Consider the following 12,382-nt stretch of genomic DNA (forward strand, 5'->3'; position numbering starts at 1 on the left):
GTGCGCCCAAGGGCAGTCGGTTCACCGGAAGCGATACCATACCCATGTAGACCACGCATTTCAACCAGGTTGTCCCCGGAGAGGGCGCAGGCCTTCTCAATCCTTGAACAGCCACTGGAGGTAGTGATGAAAAAAATAGGTGTTCTTCTTTCAGGTTGCGGCAACATGGACGGCTCGGAAATCCACGAATCCGTCCTCTCCCTCCTGTTCATCGACAAGGCCGGGGCCACGGCCGTCTGCATGGCTCCTGAGATGACCCAGACCGAAACCGTCAACCACCCCAAGGGCGAAACCACCGGGGAAAAAAGGCAGGTCCTTGCCGAGGCCGGCCGCATCGCACGGGGAAAAATCCGCCCCATCACCGATGTCAACGTCGAGAACCTCGACGCCCTCATCATCCCCGGAGGCGCAGGCCCCATCAAAAACCTCAGCAACTACGGGGAAAAGGGAGCCGACCTTGAGGTACGCCACGACGTGACCATGCTCATCCGCGCCTTTTACACCGCAGGAAAACCCATCGGAGCCATCTGCATCGCCCCGGTTGTCCTTGCCAAGGCCCTGGACGCACACAGCCCCACGGTTACCATCGGGGACGACGCCGCCACCATTGAGAACCTGAAAGCCTTCGGCGCATCCCACGAAGCCCAACCCGTGGACGGTATCTGCATTGACGAAGCCAACAAACTCGTCACCACCCCCGCCTACATGTGTGGACCGGGCATTGCCGATATCGCCCCGGGCATCGAAAAACTCGTCAACCAGGTCATCTCCATGACTAAAGGGTGAGAGAGGATAGAGGTTATAGGCTAAAGGTTAAAGGTTAAAAGCATGCCTCCGGCGGGCAGGGGATAAATCCCCTGCACCCCAGGGTCGCACATGCTCCCGACCTTCGTTCCTCAGGTCGATCACATGTGCTGACGGGCTGCGCCCGTAGATGAAACGGCCATACGACGGGCCATCCATCTATCCCAATAACAAACCAAACATCTGTTACCTTGGAGCGCCGCACTTCGTGCGGCATGAGCAACGACACCCTCCCAAAAAGCCGCACTGGAGTGCGGCGCTCCATGTTCAATGGGGCATGCCATGGCAGAGGGCAAACCATACGCGATGGGTAAAAATTGAAGGAAGCCACCGGACATCCACTCATAATATCCTAACGCCCCTCCGAACCCCCGCAGCCTTGGAGCGCCGCACTCCGTGCGGCATGAACAGCGACACCCTCCCAAAAAGCCGCACCGGAGTGCGGCGCTCCACAGTCACTGTAGTATGCCATGGCAGAGGGCAAACCATACGCGATGGGTACAAATTGAAGGAAGCCACCGGGCTCCCAGCCACAAGCACCTACCGCTCCTCCGAACCCCCGCAGCCTTGGAGCGCCGCACTCCGTGCGGCATGAACGGCGACACCCTCCCAAAGAGCCGCACCGGAGTGCGGCGCTCCACAGTCACTGTAGTATGCCATGGCAGAGGGCAAACCATACGCGATGGGTACAAATTGAAGGAAGCCACCGGGCTCCCAGCCACAAGCACCTACCGTCCTCCGAACCACCGCAGCCTTGGTGCGCCGCACTTCGTGCGGCATGAGCACCGACACCCTCCCAAACCGCCACCGGAGTGCGGCGCTCCAATTTTCAAGAAGCCCCCCGAAGAATGAAAACCACAACACGGGCGTAGCCCGTCAGGTAATGGGATGAGCCTGAGGAACGAAGGCGAAAGAACATTATTCCCGAACCTGGGGTCAAGGGGCTCAGCCCCTTGCCGCCGGAGGCATGCTTTTTTATTAAATCCCTCGTCGTGAACCTTGCCGTAATCCAGTTCGCTTTGCAGGTGTCCTGGTTTCTCTTCGGCGGGGTAGCCGATGCCGATGATGGAGGCCACTTCAAGGCCGTCCGGGATGGAGAGGATTTCCCGGACGCGGTCAGCGGCCATGCCGCCTTTGCCGTCCTCCCTCAGGCGGATCTGGCACCAGCAGCTTTTCAGGCCCAGGGATTCTGCGGCAAGCTGGATGTAAGTGGCGGCGATGGCGGTATCTTCCACCCACACGTCGCAGCGCTCCGGGTCTGCCACAATGGCGATGGCCAGGGGGGCCTTGGCAAGGAACCCGCCGCCGTGGGGCTTGACCCCGGCGAGGGCCTCCCGTTTTTTTTCATCCTGAACCACCACAAACTGCCAGGGGTTGAGGCTCCGTGACGAGGGGCTCCTCAGGGCAGCTTCCATGATGAGTTCCTTCGTCTTTTTTTCCACGGGACGGGCCTCAAAGGCCCTCACGCTTCGCCGCTCGCGAATAATCTCCATAAACGATGCTTTCACAATCCCTCCTCCAGACAAAAACAGGCGATGGAAGGGGCTCGCCCTTCCATCGCCCGGATGTACGAAAATTCGGTAAAAAACAGTCGTGTTTGCCTTTATGCTTGCGCTACTTCTTCATCGCCGCATGAGAAGCTCTCGCCCATGGTACCCATGGCCGCGTCGGATTTGGCCTTGGGCTTTTCCACATAGCCTTTCCAGTTGGATGCTCCGTCGGCGGCTTCGGTGGAAACCAGGGTAATGCGGCGCTTCTCTTCGTCCACGGCCTCCACGAGGAGGGTGACCTCGGCACCGGGCTTGGCGGCGCTCAGGGTTGCGGCGTCCGCGGCTTCAGCCAACTTGGACTTGGGCAGCAGCCCGGTTACCCCGGGCTCCAGCTTCACGAAGATGCCGTAGCTCTCTTTCTTCTCCACGGTGCCCTGAACCTTGGACCCCACGGGGTATTTCAGGGCCGCGCCCTGCCAGGGATCTCCGTGGGCGTCGCGCATGGAAAGGGAAAGGCGTTTTTTCTCCAGGTCGATGGCCTTGACCACCACCTGAACGGTCTCCCCCTGGGACACGGCGTCCTCGGGCTTTAAAATTCGTTTGGTGTAGCTCATCTCGCTGACGTGGACCAAGCCTTCGGTGCCGGGGGCCACTTCCACAAAGGCTCCGAAGGGTGCAAGGCGCACGACCTTGCCGCTGAACTGCTCACCCACGCGGAAGGTCTCTCCGGCCAGCTCCCAGGGATCCTGGGACGCCTGCTTCACGGACAGGGCGATACGGGGAGCGTTTTTGCCCTCCACAGCATCGATCTTCAGGACCTTAACAGGGAGAGTGTCTCCCACGGTCACCGCCTCTTCACAGGACTGCACACGACTCCAGGAGAGCTCGGAGATGTGGGCCATGCCCTCCACTCCGGCATGGAGTTCCATGAAAGCACCGTAGGGCATCAGTTTGATCACCTTGGCTTCCACGGTATCGCCCTCGGAAAGGTCTTTGAGGAATGCGGCACGAACCTCTTCGAGTTCTGCCTCCAGAAGCTTGCGCCTGGAGATGACGATGTTTTTGCCCTCCCCTTCGATGCGGGTCACGAGAAAAGGAAAGCTCTTGCCCACGAACTCCTCGCCGCTTTCAACAAAGGAGGTATCGATCTGGCTTACGGGACAGAAGGCCCGCTTGCCCATGAGGGAGACGGAAAAGCCACCCTTGATCTGTTCGTTGACCTTCCCTTCCACCGGTGTCTTTGCCGCAAAAGCATCAAAGAGCATCTCCATGGTTCCGGCCCCGGACATCTGCTTGGAGAGGACCACCTCACTTTCGTTGGCGCTGACCACATAAAGGACCTCATGTCACCGACCCCGACGGTCAGTTCACCGTCTTCGTGGTGAGTTCCATGCGGTCCACAACGCCATCGCTTTTTGTTCCGGTGTCTACGTAAACGCTGCTCTCTCCGATGGAGATCACCTTTGCGTCCACCTTGTCACCGCTTTTCAGCTCCTCACCCAATCCGTCGCCATACGCATCCAGCAACGCCTCAAAGCTCTCCTCTTCAGGAACGCCCATATCACCCTTGTCGTTCATCATACTCTCCGACATGCCCCCTGGCGGGGGGATCTGGTTCACCCGGTATCTGACTGTTGATTACCTGCGTTGTGCCGGCGCCTCACTCCGTTGCTGTTGAAGGGCTCTCCCCTGTTAACCCAGGAGGTACGAGCCAAAAAGACGCAGCACACGACACCATTTCGGCATGGGCTGAGAAAATCCCCGCTCCTTGCATGGCCCCGCCCGTGTTTTCCTGGTGAAAAGGGGCATGCCACGGCCGAAATGCCGTCAACAGCTCATCTATAAACTGTATTCATCAAATACGCCACCCTTTTTCACTCGGTCCGAATGCAGAAACCCCGTGGTATTCAAGCCTATCCTCAGCAGGGATTCCTTGCCGGGGCACCCGCGCGGCCGGGTCGGCAAAGCAAACACCCCAGACTCGCCCCGGAACACCCCCGACCCTCCAGGGTTATTTCGGGACCTCCACCACAAGGCGCATGCCCACTTCGCTGCAGCCGCGGGACGGATCCGAGGCTTCCCGCTTGGCACACCGGGCGTTGTAGGCATAGGTCGCCCAACCGCCACCTCGCACCACGCGGTTCGTGCCGGAAGGGGCCCCTTTCGGATTTTTCACAGCCTTTCGCGGGTAGCGACCGTACCAGTCCCCGCACCACTCCGCCACGTTGCCATGCATGTCGTAAAGGCCCCAGGCGTTGGGCTCAAAGCTTCCCACGGGCATGGTGCCGCTGGAGGCGGCCCCGGCCGGGCACCCCCCCCAGCTGGCGTTGGCGTCCACATTGGCGCTATTACCAACCCCAGGCACTCTCCGGACGAAAACGCAGACGTCCCGCCGGCACGGGCCGCGTACTCCCACTCCGCCTCGGTGGGCAGGCGGTAGGCGTTTCTGGATCGGCCGTTGATCCACTTCAGGTACGCCTCGATATCGGCACAGGTGAGCCCTGTTACGGGGTGATCGTCCCCTTGGGGGAACCCGGGATTCTTCCAGGAATACTCCCGGCTCTGGGTCCAGATGTAATCTTCCAGAACAAAGGCACCGCCGGCCGTCTCGGCCTCGCTTTTGTACCCGGAGTCATCCACAAAGGCCTGCCACTGGGCCAGGGTGACTTCCTTGTCCTGCATAAAAAAACCGTGGGTAAGGGTTACGGCGTGGGCGTTCTCGTCTGCCTTGCGCCTTGCCTCGGTGTCTGGACTCCCCATGGTAAAGGAGCCCGGCTCGATGTAAACAAAGCGCCCCCACTCCCCTTTGAACTCGTCACGGGGCGTCAGAAACACCTCCACCCAGGCGTCCTTGCCTGATGAAACCACGGCCTTGGCCTTGCCGGTCTTGAACAGGGGCGCGCTCACCTTGACGGTGTGGGTTCCGGCGCTGATGGCGGCACCACTCTTGAAAGAGGCTCCATCCACCTGGACCGAGGCGCCCTTGGGCCTCACCTTAATAAAGAGCCGCCCCTTTTTTGGGGGTTCCTTGGTCAGGGTGGCGTTCAGACTGCGCTCCTTGCCCCGCTGAATGTCCACGGTGCCGTTCCAGGCCAGGTAGCCCTCTTTGCTCAGGCTCACCTCATGGGTTCCGGGCTTCAGGGTAATATCACCCACCGGAGTCGTGCCCTGCTTTTTCCCGTCGATATAAAGCTCGGCCCCGTTGATGTTGGCCGACACCTTGAGCCGCCCTTCCGGGGGGGTGCGCTTCGGCTTGGGAGGAACCAGCTTGACCACGGCCACAGGCGCCGGTTTGGGCTTGACGACGCGCGGTGCCTTCACCACCACAGGGGCAGGGGCCGCCGGTGCGGCAAGCAAAAAGACAAATTCTCCGCCCTGGTCCCCAGTATTGCGAATGGATCGGCAACGGGGTGGCAATACCCCGGAGGCGCGCAGCTCTTTTTTCATGCCGCTGAACATCTCCATGGTGGTCAGGCACGGCCCTTTGGACGAAAGGGCCGTGGCCACGCCGCGTGCAAAGACGCTGATCCCCCCTTCATCGGCCACGGGCAGGGTGTTGCCTGATATCATGGCCCAGCGGCTGCGCTTGTTAAAGAGGCCCACGTAGTACTCGCCGTCCCGGCGGGATGCCAGCCGGTGGGTGGCCCCGAACATGGTGTCCCCCAGGGCCGCGTCCGACAGGATCAGGACATCGCGGGCCTTCATGGTGTTCACCGCGTCCTGGATCTCATGGTCCGCGATCCAGGTGGCCGCGTCGTCGGACCGGGCATCGCTTGGTAGCCACCACGCCTTTCGTGAAGCCTTGTCCGTATGGGAGGAGCCGGAGAAATAGATCAACACGCTGTCGTTGATCCCCATGCCCCGGGCCAGCCCGCGGAACTCGCGCATCACCGAAGTCCGACCGGCCTCTTCATTTATCAGCAGCTTCACGTCGAAGCCTGCCCGGCCCTTAAGGGCTTCAGCCACATGGCGAGCCCCGGTCACCGCGGCAGGCGAACCCTCAATGACCGAATCAGCGTAGGTGTCGATACCGATCACCAGGGCTTTGTAACTCCCCACCGCCCCCTGCCGCCGCTCCAGCTCATCAAAGGTTTTCACGTCCGCCAGGGCAGTTGCCGCCCACACTGCCGTCAAAAAAATTACAATAACGGATCTGATTGCTCTCGCCATGGTCTCTCTCCACCTTACTCGCTGGTCTTTTCACTTGTGAAATGAGGATTTGTCCCACCTTTGGTCCGTCCTCGCTGGCCGTTGATGCTGGTGTATTCACCCTTGGCTGTGTTTTTCGTCCCCCCCAGGATGGAGGCATACGTTCCCCGGGCTTTGTTTCCTTTGCCACCGGCAACAATGGAAAAATCACCGCTGGCCTTGTTGCCCTCCCCTCCGAGAACGGCACTGCAGTTACCGCTTACGGCGTTGCCGCGACCGGAAACCACGCTGCCGAAGCCCTCGAAGCGGTTGGCTGTCCCCACCACCAGGTTATGGGACCCGGAGCCGGTGGCCCCGTAGCCGATCACCACGTTCCCCTTGCCGTTGACCTTGTCGGCCTTGCCCGTGCCGTTGGTCACGTAAAGGTTAACCCCGTTAAAATAGATGTTACCGCCTTTACGGGTGATGTTGGCAAGGAGGCCTTCAAGGGCCCTTACCCTGGCCTCCAGCTCCGCCACCCGCAGCTGGAGCTCCGGGGACCCGGCACCGGCCTTCACCACAGGGACCGCCTTGGGGATGTCCTCCTTCCTGGCGTACCCGGCAAGGAGCTGCATCAGCTCACTGTCCCGGGTAATGGAGTCGTCGATGAACGACTCCCCCACCTTTCCCCGGCAGATGCTATCTCCGGACAGGACGGCCACGGGCTCAGGGGTATCGGGCTTGGGAACCGGAGCTGCAGCCACCACCGTCACATCCGCCCCGATTTTACGAAAACGGGTCGCAAGTTCGGCATCGGCCATGGACTCGTAAGAGGCAATCACCCCGGGCTCGGCCAGGATCAAAAGATGCTGCATCTGGTGGTCCAGCCCCCCGTCGGCTTTCTTCTGGAACAAAAGAACATAGATGGCCGGTTCGGCCTTGGCCCGGGCGCTGCCTGCTTTTTTCACACGGGCGGAAAAAGCTGCCGACATGTAACGGTCCCCCAGAACCCTGACGTCCAGGGGCTTTTCCAGGGTCACATCCCGCTTGTAGCGATGGCGCTGGGTTTTGCCCACGCTGCGGAGGGCGTTGGTCATGAGTTCGGGCTGCGCCTTGCCGCCAAAAGCCTGGGCAAATCGCGAGGCCGTCTCCACATCTTCAATTTTCTTGGCCACCGCAGGCCACGGCATCATGAAAAACACGGCAAGAACACATGCGATCCATTGAAATCTTCGTCTGGTCATTACACCCCCCGAAAAGGTCATTGGCAGTTACGTCGAAAAAAGACAGAGGCGATGCGGCCCGGTGTGCGCCGCCTGTATGCATCTCTGTTTTTTCCGAGTCCTTTCATTTGTCACGAATCGTATCCATGAAGGCGGCCGAAAAGGAGAATATCGCAAAAGAGAAGCGGCCGTTGTGTGTGTTGTGAGGCAGGGTTGTTCATCGCGGAAGGCCCTTCCCGAAATAACCGGGAGCCGGGCGTCCCACAGAGCGATCATGCCGGCACCGCCATAACCATGGCCGATGCCGGCATATCGATCAGAGCGTCGTGAAGCCCAGAGGCATCAGAAGCTGAAAGAGACTTTCGCCGTGTAGAGCTCCCAGTCTTTCGTGTAGCTGGGGCCTTCGATCTGGCCGCCAGGAAAACCGGGTGACGGGTAAAAGTCCGTATTGCCGTCGGAGTTCAGCATGATGGCGCCCCCGCGCATCTTGTGGCCCTCAAGCTTGAAGATCCAGTTCTCGGTGATGTCAAAGCGAAGAGAGGAAAGACGCCAGATCCTTGAGGTAGGCGCGGTGCTCCTGGCCGGGGGGATAACCACCATTGTACCTGGGGAGTTGCGCTTACCCACTGTTCAACGGCCTTTTCACCATCCTTGTCATCCCGGTTGGCGTAGTACTCGGAGTAATAGGTACCCAGCTCAAACCAGTCGGTGAACCGGTAGGTAATCATGCCGTAGTAGCCTTCACTGTCGAAGTCCTTGCCGCCGGGGACGTAGATGGGGTCCTCAAACTCATAGTTGATACGGTTGTACTCGGTGGAGAAAACAAAGTCCCCCACAGCGTACTGAAGGGAGGTGGTCCAGCCGGTCTGGGTCACTTCAATATTCGGATTCACCACGACCGGTTATGGCTGTATTACTTGTAATATCTGCATAAATACCCGGTCTACTCCCCAACCGCTCACGCCAAAGGAAAGCCCTTCCAGGGGAGTCTCCCAGAGGACGCTGCCCACGTAGGTGCGGTCTACCTGGTTGTTGGAGACGTCCACGCCCATGTATATGGGAAACTGGTCCTCCAAGAGCCTGATCTCCGGGCCGTCGTCGTCAAATTCGTTGACACCGCCCATGATGTGATACTCAAAGCTGCCCACCTTGCCGGCCGGGGCATACCCGTAGTACTCAAAGCCGTTGAGGGCGTTGATGGAGTCTCGCCACCCCTCGTTGTACACACTCTGGGGAAGCAGCACCGAGGTACGCAGCATGTCCACGTCCCGGCTGGTGTTGTAAAGACCATGGGTCATCTTGAGCTTACCGGCCCTGAAGTTGGCCCACTCGGTGAAGGAGTAATCGGCATAGGCCCAATCGATGGTTACCTCGTTATCCCCCAGAAACCCGAAATCCCGGGAGAAGAACTGGATACCCAGACGCAGCCGGTCGCTGACGTCCGAGGTGAAGTTGATGCCGCGCTCGTTGAAATGATAGGTGCCGCCATTATCGGTATCCCCGAAGAATTTGTTGTCCGAGGAGAGAAGGTACCCCTGGGTAATGAAACCGTGAATACTCACCTGCCCCTCAGAGCCCAGCTCCAGGGCACCGGCAGACTGCGCCGATAGAAACACCAAAATCACGGTAAACAAAATGGCCGTTCTTTTCATCATTGTTGTTAGCCTCCGCATCGATAAAGGTATGTGAAATATAATCGTAAACACGTTTAGATGGTCATCTCGCTCAAGATCTTCACCTGGTCCGTGGCAGCTCCGGAAGTGACAAAGCCGATGGCCCCTTTTGTCTTCTCAACATACTCCACGAGGTCCCGCTCTTTATCAAAACTCTTGGGTGCCTGGCCTCCTCCGGTAAACACCTTCTTTTTCCAATACCGCGTAAAAGTGCTGTGATTTTTCTTGAGGTATTTGTTCAAAAACGCGTCCTGGGTGTCACCTTTCCCAAGGATAACAAACTGAACACGCATGCCGTTTTCCCATACCTTCTTCTTCCCGAGGTAGATATCCCGAATTTCCCGCTGTTCAAGAGAAGCGACGGGAACGCTTCGATTGCCGATGACTCTCAACTGCTCTGCAGATACACTGCCCGCGACCAGGCAGAGAATCGAAGCAACCAACATGCCCCTTAGAACCATTCTCATCATTCCTTGCACTCCTTCCTTCCTTTCGTGGTGAAAATCATCACTCAGCACTACCAAACAAATTGTGCACATACAGAATACCAACCGTATGGAATTAACATTGTTATCCTTTGTGCACTACTAATTTCCTCCCAAGGTGTCAATACCGTTCGTGTTACAGACTACTCACAACCGCATCACGCGCAGCGCTTCGAAGGCTTGCCAGCTCTGCGGATGAGGCGGCAGAAGCCCCTCTGGAGACAATATCGATAACGGCCTGCCCTTTTTTGGGAATAAAGAGGCGGACGGTCCGATCCGGTACGGCCCAGACCCTCTGGGCCCCCTCTTTCCCTGTCTCCCGGCGGGCCACGCCGTATCTCAGGGAGACAAGTCCTTCAAGCTTATCAAGGGAATCCGATATCTTAACAGGAAGAACATAGCGAACGCCCACGAGGCGATCCCCGGCCAGCCGGTACACCAGGTACGCGGGCCGCCTGAACAGGGAGACACTGTAAAGCAGTTCGTGCCGCCCCATGCGTTTCGGGGCGATTTTTTCAGAGGCCATCACCTCGAACCGATTCATGCCCCAGCGAACGCTGCGGAAGTCAAAGCTCTCCGCAACCGCGCTTCGCGAGGCCAGCAACAGGCCCAGGGCACAAACCACTCCGTTAATGAGATGACAACGTTTCATCTGTCCCCCTGCCTGCAAGGGCATTGCGAATGGATGCTGAAAGCTCCCTGATTTCAAGGGGCTTCATAAGAAGAAAATCGATTCCCGCGTCCGACACTTCCCCTGCAGAAAAGCTGTCGCTGTACCCGGTGCAGATAATCACCGGCACCTCCGGTCGCAGGGCTTTGACCTTGCGTGCCAGGGCGACCCCCGTCATCTTGGGCATGGTCAGGTCCGTCACCACCAGGTCAAAGGCTTCAGGGGATTCGGAAAAAAGATCGAGGGCCTCCCGGCTGTCCGTAACGGCCGTTACCGTGTAGCCCAGACGCTCCAGCATGGCCCCGACCATCTCGGCCAGGTCCGGCTCGTCGTCCACAAAAAGGATGTTCTCCTGGCCGCGGGCAAGCCCCGCCGCAACCTTGGGTTCTTCACCGGCACGTCCTTCGGAGACCGGGAAGTAGAGGTGGAATACACTGCCCTCTCCCTCCTCGCTCTCCACGCGAATCGCCCCGCCGTGGACCTTGAGGATGCCGTGGACAACCGAGAGTCCCATGCCGGTCCCCTGCCCCTTACCTTTGGTGGTAAAATAGGGATCGAAGATGCGTTTTTTCACCTCAAGATTCATACCGCATCCCGTATCACCCACGGAGAGCTTCATGTACGCACCGGGCTCCAGTTCGATGAATTCATGCACGTCCACCTCATTTAAGGTGACCACGTCCAACAGAATCGACAGGGTCCCTCCGTCGGCCATGGCGTGGGCCGCGTTGGTGCACAGGTTCATGAGGATCTGGTGAATCTGGGTGGAGTCTGCGTCAATGGGGTAGACCTTGGAGGTCATGGACTGCTTGATCTCAATGGTGCTGGGAAGGCTTGCCCTGAGGAGTTCCAGGGATTCCCCGATAATCTGCTGCATAAAGACAGGCTTCTTCTCATGGACGGTCTGCCTGCTGAAGGAGAGAATGTGGCCCACCAGGTTTCTGGCGCGCTGGGAGGCTTTGTAAATCTGGTCGATGCTCTTTCGCGCCGGGTTGGACTCGTCCACATCGAAGCGGGCAAGCTCAATGTAGCCCAGGATGGCGGCCAGCACGTTGTTGAAGTCGTGGGCGATGCCCCCGGCAAGGGTCCCCAGGGCTTCCATTTTCTGGGCCTGCCTGAGCTGCTCTTCCATGGACTTGCGGGCCGAGGTGTCCCTGACCAGGGTCAGCTTTCGGAAGGGTTCCCCCTGGCTGTTGCGCAACGGCCCACTCGAGAACCTGGGTAGGCACCCGGCTCCCTCCTTTTTTAATGTACTCCTTTTCGTACTCCCCGGATTCGCCCTTGGCAAGGAGAGCCGGTGCCACGATGCGTGACTCCAGCAATCGCCACTTTTCCGGTGTTATCTGTTGCTCGAAGCGATCGCATACCTCCTCAAGGGGGTATCCGACCATGTCGAGAAACGCAGGGTTGGCATCTTCGATGCGCCCGTTCAAGTCCGTAAACAAAATGCCGTCGCGGCTTGTCTTGAACAACTCTTCATATCGTACACGATCATCGGACGAACCCCTTTCAGGCACCTGTTCTTCAACATGGATGCCTTCTGATTCGAGGAGCCGCCGGGCACGGGCCAGGCTCTGTTCATCGCCATGTACTACAAGAACCGTTCGGTCAGAGTCCCGGTTCAATGCCACCCCCTTTTCTCTTTTTCTGGAAGAGGTTATCACGCAGTGCACACATACATATGTCTACTCATATCGGCACGCGAGCAGTTTATCTTTATGCCAAAACGGTGGGTTCCGGGAAAAAAGGAGCTGCCTTTCCCCGTGCATATTGCATCTTGCGACGGCGGCTCTCTCCCCTGCTCTGCATGGGATTCGGCTCAGCCGTGTCACCGCCGGATCATTTGATTATCACGACACGTTCAACGAGGGTTTCTAACACACCTGTCCCGGCAGCACCACCCCTGCCC

At 58.7% G+C, this 12,382-nt stretch carries 13 protein-coding genes and 1 pseudogene; 1 reads left to right on the forward strand and 13 read right to left on the reverse strand.

The features are described 5' to 3' along the window. The first annotated feature begins 126 nt into the window (after positions 1-126). Positions 127-786 (forward strand): isoprenoid biosynthesis glyoxalase ElbB, encoded by a 660-nt coding sequence (gene elbB / locus ACOYW1_RS15720; protein ID WP_482415751.1) that lies wholly within the window; start codon positions 127-129, stop codon positions 784-786. A 746-nt stretch (positions 787-1,532) separates the two neighbouring features. Here the strand turns inward: elbB and ACOYW1_RS15725 are convergent. The 13 genes and pseudogenes from ACOYW1_RS15725 to ACOYW1_RS15785 all read right to left on the reverse strand — a co-directional run. Then, complete coding sequence (locus tag ACOYW1_RS15725) at positions 1,533-2,312, reverse strand: nitroreductase family protein (RefSeq protein ID WP_482423538.1); 780 nt, start codon at positions 2,310-2,312, stop codon at positions 1,533-1,535. Between the two features lie 95 nt (positions 2,313-2,407). Next, on the reverse strand, positions 2,408-3,625 hold the full coding sequence (locus tag ACOYW1_RS15730; protein WP_482423539.1) for a S1 RNA-binding domain-containing protein: 1,218 nt from the start codon (positions 3,623-3,625) through the stop codon (positions 2,408-2,410). Between the two features lie 31 nt (positions 3,626-3,656). Beyond that, complete coding sequence (locus ACOYW1_RS15735; protein WP_482423540.1) at positions 3,657-3,875, reverse strand: hypothetical protein; 219 nt, start codon at positions 3,873-3,875, stop codon at positions 3,657-3,659. A gap of 430 nt (positions 3,876-4,305) precedes the next feature. Continuing rightward, positions 4,306-4,575 carry a formylglycine-generating enzyme family protein gene (locus tag ACOYW1_RS15740; RefSeq protein ID WP_482423541.1) on the reverse strand — a complete coding sequence of 90 codons (270 nt, stop codon included), beginning with the start codon at positions 4,573-4,575 and terminating at the stop codon, positions 4,306-4,308. Next, positions 4,467-6,464: an SUMF1/EgtB/PvdO family nonheme iron enzyme gene (locus ACOYW1_RS15745; protein ID WP_482423542.1), complete on the reverse strand. Its 1,998-nt coding sequence runs from the start codon at positions 6,462-6,464 to the stop codon at positions 4,467-4,469. Before ACOYW1_RS15745 ends, ACOYW1_RS15740 begins: the two co-directional genes overlap by 109 nt. A 14-nt stretch (positions 6,465-6,478) precedes the next feature. Beyond that, on the reverse strand, positions 6,479-7,666 hold the full coding sequence (locus ACOYW1_RS15750) for a hypothetical protein (protein ID WP_482423543.1): 1,188 nt from the start codon (positions 7,664-7,666) through the stop codon (positions 6,479-6,481). A 321-nt stretch (positions 7,667-7,987) separates the two neighbouring features. Further along, on the reverse strand, positions 7,988-8,113 hold the full coding sequence (locus ACOYW1_RS15755) for a hypothetical protein (protein ID WP_482423544.1): 126 nt from the start codon (positions 8,111-8,113) through the stop codon (positions 7,988-7,990). Beyond that, positions 8,107-8,538 carry a hypothetical protein gene (locus tag ACOYW1_RS15760; protein ID WP_482423545.1) on the reverse strand — a complete coding sequence of 144 codons (432 nt, stop codon included), beginning with the start codon at positions 8,536-8,538 and terminating at the stop codon, positions 8,107-8,109. The genes ACOYW1_RS15755 and ACOYW1_RS15760 overlap by 7 nt, the downstream gene beginning before the upstream one ends. A 9-nt stretch (positions 8,539-8,547) precedes the next feature. Continuing rightward, entirely contained in the window at positions 8,548-9,300 is a 753-nt protein-coding gene (locus tag ACOYW1_RS15765; protein WP_482423546.1) for a hypothetical protein, read from the reverse strand. 53 nt (positions 9,301-9,353) lie between these two features. Then, the gene (locus ACOYW1_RS15770; protein ID WP_482415745.1) at positions 9,354-9,788 is read right to left on the reverse strand and encodes a type 2 periplasmic-binding domain-containing protein; all 435 of its coding nucleotides are present in this window, start codon (positions 9,786-9,788) and stop codon (positions 9,354-9,356) included. Between the two features lie 151 nt (positions 9,789-9,939). Further along, on the reverse strand, positions 9,940-10,455 hold the full coding sequence (locus ACOYW1_RS15775; protein ID WP_482423547.1) for a hypothetical protein: 516 nt from the start codon (positions 10,453-10,455) through the stop codon (positions 9,940-9,942). Next, complete coding sequence (locus ACOYW1_RS15780; RefSeq protein WP_482423548.1) at positions 10,433-11,674, reverse strand: response regulator; 1,242 nt, start codon at positions 11,672-11,674, stop codon at positions 10,433-10,435. Before ACOYW1_RS15780 ends, ACOYW1_RS15775 begins: the two co-directional genes overlap by 23 nt. A gap of 25 nt (positions 11,675-11,699) precedes the next feature. Continuing rightward, a pseudogene (locus ACOYW1_RS15785) lies at positions 11,700-12,146 on the reverse strand (PAS domain-containing protein); the annotation flags it as partial. Between the last annotated feature and the right edge of the window lie 236 nt (positions 12,147-12,382).

Source organism: Desulfoluna sp. CYM3A (assembly GCF_056829965.1).